13 protein-coding genes and 1 tRNA gene are annotated in these 16506 nt (G+C 70.1%); 7 read left to right on the top strand and 7 right to left on the bottom strand.

The genetic code is table 11. The features are described from left to right. Positions 1-106: 106 nt before the first annotated feature. Positions 107-850, top strand: a complete 744-nt coding sequence (locus ABZ478_RS12360; protein ID WP_359547955.1) for a DUF4232 domain-containing protein — start codon at positions 107-109, stop codon at positions 848-850. A 90-nt stretch (positions 851-940) separates the two neighbouring features. Here ABZ478_RS12360 and ABZ478_RS12355 read toward each other — a convergent pair whose 3' ends face one another. Then, positions 941-1144: a cold-shock protein gene (locus ABZ478_RS12355; RefSeq protein WP_030736617.1), complete on the bottom strand. Its 204-nt coding sequence runs from the start codon at positions 1142-1144 to the stop codon at positions 941-943. A 483-nt stretch (positions 1145-1627) separates the two neighbouring features. Here ABZ478_RS12355 and ABZ478_RS12350 point away from each other — a divergent pair, with 483 nt between their 5' ends. Continuing rightward, positions 1628-3598 (top strand): Ig-like domain repeat protein, encoded by a 1971-nt coding sequence (locus ABZ478_RS12350; RefSeq protein ID WP_359547954.1) that lies wholly within the window; start codon positions 1628-1630, stop codon positions 3596-3598. 195 nt (positions 3599-3793) lie between these two features. Here ABZ478_RS12350 and ABZ478_RS12345 read toward each other — a convergent pair. Beyond that, a tRNA-Gly gene (locus ABZ478_RS12345) sits at positions 3794-3867 on the bottom strand. Between the two features lie 523 nt (positions 3868-4390). Here ABZ478_RS12345 and dcd point away from each other — a divergent pair. Both dcd and ABZ478_RS12335 read left to right on the top strand, forming a co-directional pair. After that, positions 4391-4966: a dCTP deaminase gene (gene dcd, locus ABZ478_RS12340; protein WP_359547952.1), complete on the top strand. Its 576-nt coding sequence runs from the start codon at positions 4391-4393 to the stop codon at positions 4964-4966. 13 nt (positions 4967-4979) lie between these two features. Further along, entirely contained in the window at positions 4980-5489 is a 510-nt protein-coding gene (locus ABZ478_RS12335) for a phosphoribosyltransferase (RefSeq protein ID WP_359547949.1), read from the top strand. A gap of 73 nt (positions 5490-5562) precedes the next feature. Here ABZ478_RS12335 and ABZ478_RS12330 read toward each other — a convergent pair whose 3' ends face one another. The 5 genes from ABZ478_RS12330 to ABZ478_RS12310 all read right to left on the bottom strand — a co-directional run bounded on the left by ABZ478_RS12330 (position 5563) and on the right by ABZ478_RS12310 (position 12701). Then, entirely contained in the window at positions 5563-6018 is a 456-nt protein-coding gene (locus ABZ478_RS12330) for a hypothetical protein (RefSeq protein WP_359547946.1), read from the bottom strand. A 202-nt stretch (positions 6019-6220) separates the two neighbouring features. Continuing rightward, positions 6221-7246: a Yip1 family protein gene (locus ABZ478_RS12325; RefSeq protein WP_359547944.1), complete on the bottom strand. Its 1026-nt coding sequence runs from the start codon at positions 7244-7246 to the stop codon at positions 6221-6223. Positions 7247-7270: 24 nt separating this feature from the next. After that, positions 7271-8743: an FG-GAP and VCBS repeat-containing protein gene (locus ABZ478_RS12320; protein WP_359547941.1), complete on the bottom strand. Its 1473-nt coding sequence runs from the start codon at positions 8741-8743 to the stop codon at positions 7271-7273. A gap of 196 nt (positions 8744-8939) precedes the next feature. Then, the gene (locus ABZ478_RS12315) at positions 8940-10238 is read right to left on the bottom strand and encodes a VCBS repeat-containing protein (RefSeq protein ID WP_359547939.1); all 1299 of its coding nucleotides are present in this window, start codon (positions 10236-10238) and stop codon (positions 8940-8942) included. 180 nt (positions 10239-10418) lie between these two features. Further along, positions 10419-12701 (bottom strand): (Fe-S)-binding protein, encoded by a 2283-nt coding sequence (locus tag ABZ478_RS12310; protein ID WP_359547936.1) that lies wholly within the window; start codon positions 12699-12701, stop codon positions 10419-10421. A gap of 193 nt (positions 12702-12894) precedes the next feature. On the opposite strand from ABZ478_RS12310, the gene ABZ478_RS12305 reads away from it, so the two are divergent. The 3 genes from ABZ478_RS12305 to grpE all read left to right on the top strand — a co-directional run bounded on the left by ABZ478_RS12305 (position 12895) and on the right by grpE (position 16506). Then, positions 12895-13914: an MraY family glycosyltransferase gene (locus tag ABZ478_RS12305; protein ID WP_359547933.1), complete on the top strand. Its 1020-nt coding sequence runs from the start codon at positions 12895-12897 to the stop codon at positions 13912-13914. Between the two features lie 94 nt (positions 13915-14008). Next, a complete protein-coding gene (dnaK, locus tag ABZ478_RS12300) occupies positions 14009-15847 on the top strand; it encodes a molecular chaperone DnaK (RefSeq protein ID WP_359547931.1) in 1839 nt (612 codons plus the stop codon). After that, positions 15844-16506 (top strand): nucleotide exchange factor GrpE, encoded by a 663-nt coding sequence (gene grpE, locus ABZ478_RS12295; protein WP_358933098.1) that lies wholly within the window; start codon positions 15844-15846, stop codon positions 16504-16506. The genes dnaK and grpE overlap by 4 nt, the downstream gene beginning before the upstream one ends.

The following is a 16506-nucleotide window of genomic DNA, read 5'->3' as shown; positions in this document are numbered from 1 at the left end:
GGCGACCGGGACGGATCACCGCACAAGCTTGGGCCATCCAAGCACGCCGCTCCCGGATCCCGGACGAGCGGCCCACGTCACACCCGTACCGCACAAGGGGGATCACATGTCCACTCGTACCCGCCGCACCCGTCTGCTGTTCGCTTCCGCGCTCGCCGTCACCGCGCTGACACTGACGGCGTGCAACGACGGACAGGACGTCCACGACGAGGGGGCGTCGGCCGGAACCGCGTCCACGTCGGCGCCCACTGCCTCCGCCACGTCCTCGGCCAAGGCGGGCGGGGGGACCTCCGACGGCTCGGCGGACGGCTCGGCCGGCGGTGCGGCCGCTTCGAGCGGCACCACGGGCTCCCAGGCCTCGTCCGGTTCCAAGGGCTCGTCCGGGTCCACGGACTCGAAGGGTGCCGACGGGTCGTCGGGGTCGAAGGGGTCGGGGGCCATCTCCCGGTGCTCCGTCTCCGCCACCCGGACGACCGCCACCGTGGTCTCCCGCCCCCTGAACCACATGCTCCTCACCGTCACCAACACCGGCTCGAAGAACTGCGACCTTCTCTACTACCCGGCGGTCCGGTTCGGGGAGGCCCAGTCCGTCCCGGCGGCCTACGAGGACTCCAAGCCGCAGGCGGTCGTCACGCTGGCACCCGGTGAGTCCGGCTATGCGGGCGTCCGTCTCTCGGCCGGGGACGGCAGCGGCTCCCACGGCTACACGGCCAGGTCCCTGGAGGTCTACTTCGACACGAGCGCGAAGGCCGCCGCCCACCCGGCGCTGCCCGCGAAGGGCGTGTACGTCGACGACTCGATCCAGGTCACGTACTGGCAGTCGACGATGGGCGACGCCCTGAACTGGTGACACGCGAACGAGCCGGGGCCCGCACCTCAAGGGTGCGGGCCCCGGCCACGCGGTGCGCGAACCATGGGTTCGCGACGATTCGCGTCAGCGTCAGGCGGGAACGATGTTCTCCGCCTGCGGGCCCTTCTGGCCCTGCGTGACGTCGAAGGTCACCTTCTGGCCTTCCTGAAGCTCGCGGAAGCCGGTGGTGGCGATGTTCGAGTAGTGGGCGAACACGTCAGCGCCGCCGCCGTCCTGCTCGATGAAGCCGAAGCCCTTTTCCGCGTTGAACCACTTCACGGTGCCAGATGCCATATTGAATCTCCCTAAGAGGGGCAGTGCCGGATCCGCACTTTACGGAACCGAGTGGCCGCGATGATCACCCCTCCGGAAAGATCCGGAAAGCTGTGCAAAGAAAAAATCTCTGGCAACCAAAACTGCAACCGGTAGCCAAGCTAACACAGGTGCGGGTCGCGGCACCTGAGCATTTTCCGGAGCGTCGGGTCGTCCGGCCGTCGTCCGTGGCCCTGTACGGGCGGCCGGGGTGACGAGCCAGGTTTCGCCGAGGGCCCGGAGGACGCCGGGCGAGCGGCCGGACACGGGTGCGCCGAGGGGCACGGCTGCCCCGTCGGCCCCCTCACCCGGCCGCGGTAATCGGGTCCCCGGTTGTCACTGACATGCCATACGCTGCGTCTCGGGCAGCGTCCGGGCACCCGTCGCAGGGGCCAGGGGGGACGCGCCGCCCCTTCCTTACCGCCCGGAGAGCACCGGGCTTCTTCTGTGGGGGGTCACAGCACTGTGCGCAGGCGCAGCATCTCGATCGCGACGGCACTCGCGGTCGTCCTCGGTTCCGCGTCCCTGGTAGCCGGCGTGGCGAGTCCGGCGTCGGCCGACTCGGCGAAGGTTCTTCCGGTGAAGGCGGTCGGCGACATCGTCGTGGACGGTGCCCACCGGCGGGTCTACGTCTCCGATCCGGCCGGCGGCAAGATCGTCGTCACCGACTACAGCGGCACGGTCAAGGCGACACTGACCGGCCTTTCCGGCGTGACCGGCCTGGCGCTGTCCGCCGACTCCGGACAGGTGTACGCGGCGGTCAAGAACGGCGACCGGATCGTCTCGTTCGAGACGAGTACGTACACCCAGACCGCCGGTTATCCGGTGGGCGTCGCTCCCGGCGACCTGGAGGTGGTGGACGGCCGCATCTGGTTCGCCCACGGTACGGACTTCGGCTCGCTGGACATCTCCGGCCCTGAACCCGTCGTTCACCTCGCCCAGCGGGGTGAAGTCGGCTTCTCCGGGGCCTTCGGCATGTTCCTGGCGTCCGACCCGGCCGTGCCGGGCGTCCTGGTGGCCGGCAACGGTGGCGATCTCGCCGTGTACGACGTCTCGGCCGACGGGGCCGCACTGCGGGTCAAGGGCGACATGGACACCGCCGTGCGGCAGCTGGACCTGACGCCCGACGGCGAGCAGGTCCTCACCTCGTGGGGCGACCCGGAGCACGGCTACGGTCTCGGCGCCTACTCGACCACCGATCTCACCGAGCGGCCGGGCTACCCCATCGACGCCTACCCGAACGCCGTGCGGGTCGCGCCCGACGGCAGCGTCGCGGGCGGCAGCTCCTCCTGGTACGAGCCCGACGTCCACATCCACCGGCCCGGCGACCCGGTCCCGGTACGGGAGTACGACTTCCCCAACACCGGCAACAGCAGCGGCGCCGACACCCTCGTGGACGGAGCGCTCGCCTGGGCGCCGGATTCGAGCCGGGTCTTCGCCGTGTCCGAGAACTCGTACGGCACGTACACGCTGCGCGCCCTGACCGACCCGACCAAGGAGCTGCCCACCCTCAAGGTGTCGGCCCCCGGCAAGTCGGAACGGGGCAAGAAGCTCACCGTCACCGGCAGGCTGACCTCGAGGACGCCCCTGGCCGCCGGGACCGTCCTGAAGGTGACCCGTACGGACGTCGACTCCCCGAACGGCAAGGCGCTGGCCACCGTCAGGACGAACGCGGACGGCGGATTCTCCTTCACGGACACCCCGCCCGCCGGAGGAAAGGTCACGTACAAGGTCTCCTACGCGGGCGACGCCACGCACGCGCCGGCCTCCGGCTCCGACGCGGTGGACGTCTCGCGCAAGGCGACGGCGCTGAGCCTGAACAACAACGGCAAGCTGTACACGTACGGCAAGGACGTCACCTTCACCGCGCACCTCGGCACGACGTACAAGAACCGCACCGTCTCGATCTACGCGGACCCCTTCGGCTCCGACAAGCCGAAGAAGCTGCTGAAGACGGCCAAGGTGGACTCCAGGGGCAACCTGTCGGCAACCGTCGACATGACCCGCGACACCGCCGTCACCGCGGTCTTCGCCGGGGACGCCCGCTATGCGTCGAAGACCGTGAAGTCCACGGGGTACGCCCAGGTGAAGGTCTCCACCACCGTCTCCAAGCACTACAGGACGGGCCGGATCGGCTCCACGAAGTACTACTACTTCCACAAGAACACCGACCCGGTGTTCACCACCACCATGAGCTACTACGGCGGACGCAAGCAGCGCTTCCAGCTCCAGGTCTACTACCAGGGCTCCTGGCGCGACTCCGGCTCGCAGTACTTCGCCCTGGGAACCAACGGCAAGTCGGCCGTGCGTCTGGAGGCAGCGGGCGCATCCGGCGTCCGCGCCCGCATGCGCTCGTCGTACGTCAACGGCTCCTCCGGCGACAGCGTCAACTCCACGACGCACGGCGCCTGGAAGTACTTCGCCTTCACCAACTGACCCTCCCGGCCGGAGAAGGCCTCCGCGAGGCCTTCTCCGTCCGGTCGCCGCTCACGCTCCGAGCCCGCGCAGCAGCGGACTCGCCACCTCGGCGGAGCCGGCCCGGATATCGCGCGGCGCGGATGTGGTGCGCAGCCCGCGCCCCGGGGCCGGGCAGCAAAAAACCCCCGGGTCTCTGACCTGGGGGTTTCACATTGGAGCGGGTGACGAGAATCGAACTCGCGCTCTCAGCTTGGGAAGCTGATGTTCTACCATTAAACTACACCCGCGTAACTTCGGGCGGATCGGCTCCGCGGAGTCGATGCCCGAACGCTCGCTCACTGTACCCCATCGTGGACCCCCGGTGCCCGGACCCGGGGGTCCACGTGCGTCCGGGGCATGGGATACCGCTGCGGGGGAACGGAGTTGGGGCGTACCGTGGCGGGGTGGGAGAGGGGCCGGGCGAGGCCGGAGTGCCGCCTGGAGAGTCGTCTCTTTGATCCCGTAATGTGGCTTTCGTCGTCAGAGCAGCAGGGCGATGAGGCTCTTGGGGAAGGGACTTGAGGGATTTGATGGATCGCACCGTCGTTCGTTGCGCGGACGGGCACGTCTTCAGCGCCACTTCGTTCCCGATGCAGAAGGCCGAGCGGCTGGGCCCCGGCCGGCTCGTGAGGTGTCCGCGGTGTGCCCGGCTCCGCAGTGTGGTGCCGGTCGCCCTGGAGAAGCGGTAGCCGGGACCACCAGCACACGGACACAGGCGCGCGGAGCCGTCACGATTGTCGGGGCTCCGCGCGCCTTGCGTATCCTCGGGGCGTGCTTCTCTCAGACAAGGACATCCGGGCCGAGATCGATGCCGGGCGGGTACGGATCGATCCCTATGACGAAACCATGGTGCAGCCGTCGAGCGTCGACGTCCGGCTGGACCGGTACTTCCGGGTGTTCGAGAACCACCGGTACCCGCACATCGACCCCTCGGTCGAGCAGGCCGATCTGACCCGGCTGGTCGAGCCCGAGGGCGACGAGCCGTTCATCCTGCACCCCGGGGAGTTCGTGCTCGCGTCGACGTACGAGGTGATCACGCTCCCCGACGACCTCGCCTCGCGTCTCGAGGGGAAGAGCTCCCTCGGCCGGCTCGGGCTCGTCACGCACTCGACCGCCGGGTTCATCGACCCGGGGTTCAGCGGTCACGTGACCCTGGAGCTGTCCAACCTCGCCACCCTGCCGATCAAGCTCTGGCCCGGCATGAAGATCGGCCAGCTCTGCATGTTCCGGCTGACCTCGCCGGCGGAGCACCCGTACGGCAGCGAGCGCTACGGCTCCCGGTACCAGGGGCAGCGCGGGCCGACCGCCTCGCGGTCCTTCCTGAACTTCCACCGGACCCAGGTGTGAGGGCGGCGGCGACATGAGCGAAGCGCGGGAGAATCTGACCTACGAGCGGTTCGGCACCGCGATCCGCGAGCTGGCGCAGACCATCGCGGACGACGGGTACGAGCCCGACATCGTGCTGAGCATCGCGCGGGGCGGGGTGTTCGTGGCGGGCGGGCTGGCCTACGCCCTCGACTGCAAGAACATCCACCTGGTCAACGTCGAGTTCTACACCGGCGTCGGCACCACGCTCGAGATGCCCGTCATGCTCGCGCCCGTGCCGAACGTGATCGACTTCTCCGACAAGAAGGTGCTGATCACCGACGACGTCGCGGACACCGGCAAGACGCTCAAGTTGGTGCGCGACTTCTGCCTCGACACCGTCGCCGAGGTGCGCTCCGCGGTGATCTATGAGAAGTCCCACTCCCTGGTGAAGTGCGAGTACGTCTGGAGGCGGACCGAGGACTGGATCAACTTCCCGTGGTCCGTGCTGCCTCCGGTCCGGAAGGCCGGTGTGCCGATCACGCCGTCCAAGGACGCCCTCTAGGACACCGGTGAACGGTCCGGCGCCCGGGGGCTCGTGCCGCCGGGCGCCGGACCGTGCCGTCAGAGCGCCGTCGTCACTGCCCGGCCTGCTGCTGTTGCTGTTGCTGCTGCTGGTTGCAGTCGATGGTGACCGTGTTCCCGTCGTCCTTCTTGACCGTCTTCAGGGCCTTGGTGGACTTGGTGGACTTGGTGGATTTGGTGGCCTTGGCGTTCTTGGTGGCCTTGGTGGTCTTCAGCGCCTTGGCGGCGGCGGGGTCCGCGGCGGCCTGCTGTTGCTGCTGTTGCTGCTGCTGGTTGCAGTTGACGGTGATCGTGCCCGGGTCGTCGTCCTTGGCGGCCTTCAGCGCCCTGGTGGCGGCGTCGCCCGTCCGGACCTGGTCCATCGAGGGGTAGGAGATCTGCAGGAGTGTCACGTTGCGCAACAGCGGAAGGGCGTCCCCGACACCGTCTGCCTGGGCGCCGCCGGCGCTGAAGAGAACCGCCGCCGTCACAGCGGCGCTGACCGCGGCACATCGCTTGGCGAACTTCACTCGACCAACCTTTCGTCGTCCCTGATGCCGAATTCCTGGCTTCGGTGGACAGGATGGCCACGGCGGGCGGCGAACGATCACCGGGCACGCTGCGGTGCCTCTCTTTTCCCCCGGACAGCCTCACCGGGGAAATGCGCCGGGTGCGCGCGAAAGGCCCCCGGCGGGGGACCGCGCGGGGGCCTTCCGGAAGCGGACGGGCCGGCTAGAACGTGCCCAGCTTCACGATCGACAGCAGTGCGATCAGCTGGATGGCGGACGCGGCCAGCGCCTTCGGCCAGGGCAGGTCGTGCGAGCGGGACACCATCAGGGTGAGCAGGGCGCCCGCGCCGATCCAGGTGGCCCAGCCGAGCAGCTGGACGAAGCCGGCGTCACCGCCGAAGAACATGGCGAAGACCAGGCGTGGGGTGTCCGTCAGGGACGTGATCAGCATGGACAGGCCGACCGTGGGCTGCCAGGCGCCGTTGCCGCCGAGCTGGCGGGCCAGGGTGTGGGTCACCACGCCCAGGACGAAGGCGCTCAGCACCATCGCCACCGCGGTGACCAGGACGATCGGGATCGCGTTGGACAGCGTCGCGTTGATCGCGTCCGCGCGGGCCCCGTCGAAGCCGAAGACGGCGAGCAGGCCGTAGAGGAAGGTGACGATCAGGGCCGGGGCCCACATCGTGTAGTCCCGCATCCGCAGGAACGTCCGGTTCGGGGCGAGGACGACGCCCTTCAGCAGTTCCTTCCAGTGCAGGGGCGGGCCGATCGGGCCGGACGGCGCGGCCGCGCCGGCGTGGTAGGTCGAGCCCTGGGTGTAGCCGGCGGCCTCGTCGACCGAGAACGCCTGGGTGTGGCCCGGGTTGTTCGCCGCGTACGGGTCGTATCCGCCGGGTCCGGCGCCCGGGTGGCCGCCGTCGCCGAAGTACTCCGGACCGTCGCCGGCCGGCCCCGGGTACCCGTACGGCTGCCCCTGCTGCGGGTACGGCGGCTGCGGTGCCGCCGGATAGCCGTACGAGGGGCCCGCGGCCCGTCCGTGCGGCGGTCCCTGCCGCCCCTGCGAGGGCCCGCCGGGCCGCCCCTGTCCGTACGACGGTCCCTGCGGCGCCTGCTGTCCTTGGGGGGTGCGGTTGTCTCGGCCCCCACGTCCGCTCCTGAATCCAGCCACGTCATCGAACGTACCTGGTCCCGGGGACCGACGTGCCGGGCCCGGGCGTCCGGGCCCGGCTTTGCGGCCGACCTGTGACATCCCCTAAGGGACCGTCAGGGTCGGTCAGTCGGCGAAGTTGGATCCGAAGAACGGCGTGCCCGTGGTCGAGACGCCCGAGGTGCTCGGGGCGATCGCGCGCGAGCCGGTCGTGGAGATCTTGGTGCCGTTGGAGGGAAGGTAGGTCACCGCGCCGTTGTCGGCGTTCTCCCTGGAGCCCACGATCAGGTCGGCCCTGCCGTCGCCGGTGACGTCGTCGAGCTTGACGTCCTGCCCGAAGTAGTCGTCGTCCTCGTCGCTGCCGGGCACGCCCGCCGTGGACTGGGCGAAGGACTGGGCGCCGGAGTTGGTGTTCAGGCCGTCCGGGGTGCCGTAGAGGACGGTGACCGTACCCGTGTTGGCGGCGCTGCCGATGTTCTCGCCGGCCACGCCGATCGCGAGGTCGAGGAAGCCGTCGCCGTTGACGTCTCCGAGGTCGAGCTCGTAGCCGAAGAAGTCGTTGCCCTCTGCGGTGCCGGGGACGTTGCCCGTGTCCTGGGTGATGCCGGTGGCGTTGGAGGGGCCGCCGTCGGAGCCGTAGGTCACCCAGACCTTGCCGCCCTTGCCGGAGTCCGGGACGGCCGTGCCGGTCTCCGTGGTGGTGTTCCAGTAGGCGCCGCTGACGATGTCCCCGTAGTGGTCGCCGTTGATGTCGCCGATCGCGGTGATCACGCCCGGCTTCAGGGGCATGGCCTCGGACATGTGGAGGCCGCTCGCCCCGCCCGGAATGTAGTAGTTGCGGTTCCAGCCGTCGGCGGTGCCGGTCTCGAAACCGTCGACCACCAGGTCGGTCTGGCCGCTGTTGTTGATGTCGCCGGCGGTCAGGTTGAGCGGGCCGTTCGCGTCGGTGCCCATGATCGGGGGCTTGACCGTGTACTTGCCGCCGGGGGTGCCGGAGGTGTTGAAGCCGCCCTTGAGGACGTAGATGGTGGCGGTGGAGCTGCCGACGGCCAGGTCGGCCCGGCCGTCGCCGTCGAAGTCGCCGGCGGCGAGGTTCTTGCCCCAGTAGTCGTGTGCGGAGGGGGCCGGGTCGGCGACCGAGACGCCCTTGCCGGTGATGCCGGCGGCGGAGCCCCACAGGATGGCGACGCCGCCTCCGTCGGTGTCACCGCCGACGTCCTCGCCGGGGGTGCCGACGGCGAGGTCGTCGTAGCCGTCGTTGTTGAAGTCGGCGTACGCGGTCTCGGAGCCGAAGTGGTCGCCGGTCTCGGCGGAGCCGGGATTGCCGGCGGTGTTCTGGCTGATCGTGGAGCGCTTGGCGGACGAGACGCCGCTCTTGGAGCCGTAGAGCACGACGAGCTGGCCGGCGCCCTTCTTGCCGCTGACGTACGCGCCGTCCGCGGAGAAGGCCGTGTCGCCGATCCCGTCGTTGTTGAAGTCGGCCTGCGGGACGACGGTGGAGTCCGCGGCCGTGGCGGTCACGGCCGAGAACGTGAGCAGCCCGCCCGTCAGCGCGGCGGCGGTGGCCGTCGCGAGGGCGAGTCGCAGAGGCTTGTGCATGCGGGTTTCTCCTGCTGCATGCGGGGGACGCCTGGCGGGCATCCGCAGTCGATGGGGTGCGGACCGTCCGGGTTCGCCGCGGGTTGTCCCGCGGTTCACGGAGCGTTCGGCGCAGAGGAGACCTGCCTCGGGGCGCAAGGGTTGTGCGTGAGCCCTGTCACTTTCCGGGGCCGCCGGGGAACCGCGCCGGCCCGGATCACATCGCCAGGAACTCCGAGCTGGAGAAGGTCACCGCGGGCTCGCGGTCGAGCAGGTCCTTCACCGAGCCCCGGTACACGGCGACGGTGTCCTTCGTCCCGCCCCGGTGCGTCCGCACGACCAGGTCGGCCCGTCCGTCCCCGTCGAAGTCGCCGGCCGTGAGGACCCGGGTGGTGCCGGGCCCGGGCGGCGCGAGGGTGACCGCGTCCTTTCCGGACAGCCCGGCCGTGCCCGCCCGCAGGACACGCAGCCGGGAGCCGCTTGAGACGAGTTCGTCGCGGCCGTCGCCGTCGAAGTCCGCGGCGTCCAGCATCGAGCCGGGCACGGCGAGGGCCACCCGGGCCGCGGGGGCCGGGAGGTCGTAGCGCAGGGACGTTTCCGCCGTGCCGCCGACCGCCGCGTCCAGCGCCTTGCCGCGGCCGAAGCGGCCGAGGGCCACGTCGACGCCGGCGGGCAGGCGGGTGCCGGTGCGGACGGGGCCGGCCGGGCCGCCGAGGACGACCGCGGCGGTGCCGGTGCCCTCGGTGGCGCGGACCACGAGGTCGTCGTAGCCGTCGCCGTCGACGTCGGCCGCGGGGCCGGCGGGTACCTCGCCGGGGGAGGGGACCGGCGCGCCGGCCGCGTGCGGGGCGCCGGTCCGGCTGAACGGGCCGCGCAGGTACGACAGCCTGCCCCCGGACGCGTGCAGCACCAGGTCCTTCCTGCCGTCCCCGTCGAAGTCGCCGCAGACCGGCTGGTCCGGCCAGTCGTTGCCGAAGCGGGCGCGGGCCGGGACGGTGAGCTCGACGGCGCGGCCGGTCAGTCCGGCGGGAGAGCCGAACAGCACCTGCAGCGGCACCGGGGGCCGGCCCTGGCCGTCGTAGGGCGGGTCGGTGGAGACGATCAGGTCGGTGAAGCCGTCGCCGTCCAGGTCGCAGCCCTCCTCCGCGTCGAAGACGGCCGGGGGCCGTCCCTTCGTGGGGGCTGCCTGCTTCCTCGGGGTGAGCAGTTGCCGTGCGCCGGGCGTGAGTCCGCGCGGGCCGCCGTAGACGATCCCGATGCCCGCGTCGTCGGCGTGGCTGTCCTCCTTGACGAGGTCGTCGAGGACGAGGTCGCGGTGGCCGTCGCCGTTGAAGTCGTCGGGGACGTCGCTCCCCTCACCGTGCGGGACGGGGCGTTCGGCGGGGGCGTCGGCGATCCGGGCGGGTGTGGGCCCGGTCCCGCCGTCGGCGCCGCCCGGGCCGCAGGCGGCGAGGAGCAGGGTGCCGCAGAGGACGGCGGTGGCCGCGGTACCGATCCCACGTCTGCGCACGCGCACCGCGCACCTCTCCCGGCTCTCCGACGACAACCTCGCAATCATGCACGCGTTCGAGAGGCGGGGTGAGGGGCGGGGTGGCGGATCGGCCACGGCGGTGCGGCCGCGGCGGTCCGCGGACACCACGGCGCCCCCCGGACCGCCGTGCGGTCCGCGGGGCGCCGTGGGCTGTTCAGCGGGTGGTCACTTCACCGGCTCGGGCTCCGGCTCGCTCTCCGTCTCCGCCTCGCCCGCCGGGTCGACCGGCGTCCTGACGGAGTCGAGGAGCAGCTGGGCGACGTCCACGACCTGGATGGACTCCTTGGCCTTGCCGTCGTTCTTCTTGCCGTTGACCGAGTCGGTCAGCATGACCAGGCAGAACGGGCAGGCGGTGGAGACGATGTCCGGGTTGAGGGAGAGGGCCTCGTCGACGCGCTCGTTGTTGATGCGCTTGCCGATCCGCTCCTCCATCCACATCCGGGCGCCGCCGGCGCCGCAGCAGAAGCCGCGCTCCTTGTGGCGGTGCATCTCCTCGTTGCGCAGGCCCGGGACCTTGCCGATGATCTCGCGCGGGGGCGTGTAGATCTTGTTGTGGCGGCCCAGGTAGCACGGGTCGTGGTAGGTGATGATGCCCTCGACCGGGGTGACCGGGACGAGCTTGCCCTCGTCCACCAGGTGCTGGAGCAGCTGGGTGTGGTGGATGACCTCGTAGTCGCCGCCGAGCTGCGGGTACTCGTTGCCGAGGGTGTTGAGGCAGTGCGGGCAGGTGGCGACGATCCGCTTCGCCGACTTCGGCTTCCTGGACTCCGCCGTGACCTTGCCGTCGTCGTCCAGCTCCTCGCCGAACGCCGTGTTCAGGGCCATGACGTTCTCCATGCCGAGCTCCTGGAACAGGGGCTCGTTGCCCAGGCGGCGGGCGGAGTCACCGGTGCACTTCTCGTCGCCGCCCATGATCGCGAACTTCACGCCCGCGATGTGCAGCAGCTCGGCGAAGGCCTTGGTGGTCTTCTTGGCGCGGTCCTCCAGGGCGCCGGCGCAGCCGACCCAGTAGAGGTACTCGACCTCGGTGAGGTCCTCGATGTCCTTGCCGACGACCGGGACCTCGAAGTCGAGCTCCTTGAGCCACTCCAGGCGCTGCTTCTTGGCCAGGCCCCAGGGGTTGCCCTTCTTCTCCAGGTTCTTGAGCATCGTGCCCGCCTCGGACGGGAACGCCGACTCGATCATGACCTGGTAGCGGCGCATGTCGACGATGTGGTCGACGTGCTCGATGTCGACGGGGCACTGCTCGACGCAGGCGCCGCAGGTGGTGCAGGACCACAGGACGTCGGGGTCGATGACGCCGTTCTCCTCGGCGGTGCCGATCAGCGGGCGCTCGGCCTCCGCGAGAGCGGCGGCGGGCACGTCCTTGAGCTGCTCCTCGGAGGCCTTCTCCTCGCCCTCCATGGTCTTGCCGCCGCCGGCCAGCAGGTACGGCGCCTTGGCGTGCGCGTGGTCCCGCAGCGACATGATCAGCAGCTTCGGGGAGAGCGGCTTGCCGGTGTTCCAGGCGGGGCACTGCGACTGGCAGCGGCCGCACTCGGTGCAGGTGGAGAAGTCCAGCAGGCCCTTCCAGGAGAACTGCTCGACCTGGGACACGCCGAAGACGTCGTCCTCGCCCGGGTCCTCGAAGTTGATCGGCTCGCCGCCGGAGGTCATCGGGAGCAGGGCGCCGAGGGAGGTCCCGCCGTCGGCGTTGCGCTTGAACCAGATGTTCGGGAAGGCGAGGAAGCGGTGCCAGGCCACGCCCATGTCGGTCTTCAGGGCGACGGTGATCATCCAGATGAAGGACGTCGCGATCTTCAGGCCCGCGAAGAAGTAGGTGAGGTTCTGGAGCGTGGAGACGTCCATGCCCTCGAGCCAGTGGACGACCGGGTACGAGATGAAGAACGAGGCCTCGTAGCCGTCCACGTGGTGCTGGGCGCCCTCCAGCGCGTGCAGCATGAAGATGCAGACGCCGACGATGAGGATGACGGCCTCGACGAAGTACGCCTGGCCGAAGTTGGAGCCGGCGAAGCGGGACTTGCGGCCCGGCTTGCGCGGGTGGCTGAGCTGCCGGATGACGATCAGGGCGAGGATGCCGAGCACCGTCATCGTGCCGATGAACTCGACGAAGACGTTGTACGGCGCCCAGTCGCCGATGACCGGCAGGATCCAGTCGGCCTGGAACAGCTGGCCGATGGCGTTGACGATCGTCAGCAGCAGCGAGAAGAAACCGACCGCCACGAACCAGTGCGCGACACCGACGATGCCCCAGCGGTTCATCCGGGTGTGGCCGAGGAACTCCCTGACCACGGTGACGGTGCGCCGGCCGGGCTCGTCGGTTCGGGTGCCCGCGGGCACGTTCTGGCCGAGCCGCATGAAGTTGTAGATCTGCAGGAGGGCGCGGGCGAACAGGGCCACGCCGACCACGATCAGAACCAGCGACACGATGATCGCGGCGAGTTGCATTTCGGGGCTCCTCGGGCCTGCGAGGGAAATTACTAAGCGGTAACTTATGCAGTCCGTTCGAGACTACCCGCATCTTTACTCGCACTGTAGCCAGGCGCGAGGTGATCTGGATCGCTGAGGTGTGCCTCAGCCGAGTGGCAATCTGATCGTGTTATTCGTACCGAATTGCTACTTTCGCGCCTAACTTAGAGCCGTGCTCTACGGGATCGCCGCGGCCTGCGCCGCCCTCCTCCTCACCGCCGTGCTCGCGGCGCTGCTCCGGATGCCCGCGCTGCGCGCGGGAATCGTGGACCGGCGGCGGCAGCGGCCCCTTCCGGTGCTCGGCGGAGTGGCCGTCGTGGCCGTCACCTGCCTGGTCGCCTGGGCGGGGGAGTGGCTCGGGGTCGCGCCGTTCGGGGACGGGGTCGGCCGGCTGCTGGCCGTCGCCGCCGGGATCGCCTTACTGGGGCTGGTCGCCGACGTGTGGCGGCTGCGCGCGCGGGTGGTGGTCGCCGGCGCGGCCGTGGCGGCGGCCTGTGTGGTGCCGTACGACGAGACGGGCGCCTGGGGCGGCCTCCTGGCCGTGGGCTGGATCGTCTTCGCCACCCTCGCCTTCAAGGGGCTCGACCACGCCGACGGGCTGGCCGGGACCGTGGGGGTGGTCACCGCCTTCGGGGCGGGGGTCTGCGCCGCGGCGGAGCTGATGGACGGGCTCGCGGTGCTGCTCAGTGTGTTCGCCGCCGCGCTGACCGGCTTCCTGATGCACAACTGGCATCCCGCGCGCGTGGGGCTCGGGGCCTGCGGATCGCTCTTCACCGGATTCCTGCTCTCCTCGGCCGTTGTCTTCACGCGCGCGGGGTACGGGCTCGAGCAGAGCGCGGGTGTGGTGTTCAGCCTGAGCGCCGTGGCCGCCGCGGACTTCCTGCTGGTCGTCCTCGCCCGGCTCACCTCCCGCCGCCCGCTGCTCAGGCGGGGCCCGGACCATCTGGCTCACCGGCTGCGACGGCTCGGGCCGACCCCGCCGGGGGCGGTCGTGCTGCTGGGTGCCGGGTCTTTTTCCTCCGTGCTCGTGGGGGTGCTCGTGCACACGGGGTGGACCGGGGACGGGGCGGTGCTGTGGGTGGTCGGCGGGGTGGTCTTCGCCGTCGTCGTACTCCTTCGCATCCCTGTCCAGCCGCCCCGGCGGACGGTATCGACGCAGGTCAGCGGGCGGTTGCGTGTAAGGAACGGATAAGAGTTGAGTCCTGTTGACTCAGGTCTGTTGACCGCGCGGGCCCGCTCATGCACACTTGAGCCTGTTCCACTCAAGTCAGCTGGAGGAATCAACCATGGCACGTGCGGTCGGCATCGACCTGGGCACGACTAACTCCGTCGTCAGCGTTCTGGAGGGCGGCGAGCCCACCGTCATCACCAACGCCGAGGGTGCCAGGACCACGCCGTCCGTCGTCGCCTTCGCGAAGAACGGTGAAGTGCTCGTCGGCGAGGTGGCCAAGCGCCAGGCGGTCACGAACGTGGACCGGACCATCCGGTCCGTCAAGCGCCACATGGGCACCGACTGGAAGATCCAGCTCGACGGGAAGGACTTCAACCCGCAGCAGATCTCCGCCTTCATCCTGCAGAAGCTGAAGCGGGACGCCGAGTCCTACCTGGGCGAGAAGGTCACGGACGCGGTCATCACCGTCCCGGCCTACTTCAACGACTCCGAGCGCCAGGCGACGAAGGAGGCCGGCGAGATCGCCGGTCTGAACGTCCTGCGCATCGTCAACGAGCCCACCGCGGCGGCGCTCGCCTACGGCCTCGACAAGGACGACCAGACGATCCTCGTCTTCGACCTCGGTGGCGGCACCTTCGACGTGTCCCTCCTGGAGATCGGCGACGGCGTCGTCGAGGTGAAGGCCACCAACGGTGACAACCACCTCGGTGGTGACGACTGGGACCAGCGTGTCGTCGACTACCTGGTGCAGCAGTTCAAGGCCGGCCACGGCGTGGACCTCGCCAAGGACAAGATGGCGCTGCAGCGTCTGCGCGAGGCCGCCGAGAAGGCGAAGATCGAGCTGTCCTCGTCCACCGAGACCTCGATCAACCTGCCCTACATCACCGCGTCCGCCGAGGGCCCGCTGCACCTGGACGAGAAGCTCACCCGCGCCCAGTTCCAGCAGCTGACCGCGGACCTGCTGGAGCGCTGCAAGACGCCGTTCCACAACGTCATCAAGGACGCGGGCATCCAGCTCGGCGAGATCGACCACGTCGTCCTCGTCGGCGGCTCCACCCGTATGCCGGCCGTCGCCGAGCTCGTCAAGGAGCTGACCGGTGGCAACGAGGCCAACAAGGGCGTGAACCCGGACGAGGTCGTCGCCATCGGCGCCGCCCTCCAGGCCGGTGTCCTCAAGGGTGAGGTCAAGGACGTCCTGCTCCTCGACGTGACCCCGCTGTCCCTCGGTATCGAGACCAAGGGCGGCATCATGACGAAGCTCATCGAGCGGAACACGACGATCCCGACCAAGCGGTCCGAGATCTTCACCACCGCCGAGGACAACCAGCCCTCCGTGCAGATCCAGGTCTACCAGGGCGAGCGCGAGATCGCGGCGTACAACAAGAAGCTCGGGATGTTCGAGCTGACCGGTCTGCCGCCGGCCCCGCGTGGTGTCCCGCAGATCGAGGTCGCCTTCGACATCGACGCCAACGGCATCATGCACGTGACCGCGAAGGACCTCGGCACGGGCAAGGAGCAGAAGATGACCGTCACCGGCGGCTCCTCGCTGCCGAAGGACGAGGTCGACCGGATGCGCCAGGAGGCCGAGAAGTACGCGGAGGAGGACCACGCCCGCCGCGAGGCCGCCGAGACCCGCAACCAGGGCGAGCAGCTCGTCTACCAGACCGAGAAGTTCCTCAAGGACAACGAGGACAAGGTCCCGGGCGAGGTCAAGACCGAGGTCGAGGAGGCCGTCGCCGAGCTGAAGGAGAAGCTCAAGGGCGAGGACACCACCGAGATCCGCACGGCCACCGAGAAGGTCGCGGCCGTCTCGCAGAAGCTGGGTCAGGCCATGTACGCCGACGCCCAGGCCGCCCAGGCCGCCGGTGGCGCGCCCGAGGGTGAGGCCAAGGCGGACGACGACGTCGTGGACGCCGAGATCGTCGACGACGAGCGCAAGGACGGTGCCGCGTGACGGAGGAGACCCCGGGCTTCGAGGAGAAGCCCGACGTCCCCTCCGGCGCCACCCCCGACGACGCCGAGCCGAAGGCCGCCCCCGAGGAGGGGGCGGCCCCGGCCGGGGACGCAACCGCAGACGCCGGCCTGGTGGCACAGCTGGACCAGGTGCGCACGGCACTGAACGAGCGCACGCTGGACCTCCAGCGCCTGCAGGCCGAGTACCAGAACTACCGCCGCCGCGTCGAACGCGACCGGGTCGCGGTCCGGGAGATCGCCGTCGCGAACCTCCTGACCGAGCTCCTGCCCGTGCTCGACGACATCGGCCGGGCACGGGAACACGGCGAACTGGTCGGCGGCTTCAAGTCGGTGGCCGAGTCGCTGGAGACCGTCGCGGCCAAGATGGGCCTGCAGCAGTTCGGCAAGGAGGGCGAGCCCTTCGACCCGACGATCCACGAGGCCCTGATGCACAGCTACGCGCCGGACGTCACCGAGACGACGTGCGTGGCCATTCTGCAGCCCGGGTATCGCATCGGCGAGCGCACCATCCGCCCCGCGCGGGTGGCCGTCGCCGAACCGCAGCCCGGCGCGCAGACCGTCAAGGCCGAGGGCGCCGAGGAGAACACCGAGGCGGACGCGGCGGACGACAAGGAGAACGGTGGCCCGGAGGAGGGCTGA

Origin of the sequence: Streptomyces sp. NPDC005706, from assembly GCF_040631045.1 — a bacterium.
Classification (GTDB): Bacteria; Actinomycetota; Actinomycetes; order Streptomycetales; family Streptomycetaceae; genus Streptomyces.
Note: the sequence above shows the minus strand (reverse complement) of the source record. Positions and strands in the feature narration are given on the sequence as shown.

What these genes read in the sequence shown, in the direction of transcription:
- ABZ478_RS12360 (WP_359547955.1), top strand. Translation starts at nt 107, where the DNA reads ATGTCCACTCGTACCCGCCGCACCCGTCTGCTGTTCGCTTCCGCGCTC.
- ABZ478_RS12355 (WP_030736617.1), bottom strand. Translation starts at nt 1,144, where the DNA reads ATGGCATCTGGCACCGTGAAGTGGTTCAACGCGGAAAAGGGCTTCGGC.
- ABZ478_RS12335 (WP_359547949.1), top strand. Translation starts at nt 4,980, where the DNA reads ATGAGCGAAGCGCGGGAGAATCTGACCTACGAGCGGTTCGGCACCGCG.
- ABZ478_RS12325 (WP_359547944.1), bottom strand. Translation starts at nt 7,246, where the DNA reads ATGTCACAGGTCGGCCGCAAAGCCGGGCCCGGACGCCCGGGCCCGGCA.
- ABZ478_RS12320 (WP_359547941.1), bottom strand. Translation starts at nt 8,743, where the DNA reads ATGCACAAGCCTCTGCGACTCGCCCTCGCGACGGCCACCGCCGCCGCG.
- ABZ478_RS12310 (WP_359547936.1), bottom strand. Translation starts at nt 12,701, where the DNA reads ATGCAACTCGCCGCGATCATCGTGTCGCTGGTTCTGATCGTGGTCGGC.
- dnaK (WP_359547931.1), top strand. Translation starts at nt 14,009, where the DNA reads ATGGCACGTGCGGTCGGCATCGACCTGGGCACGACTAACTCCGTCGTC.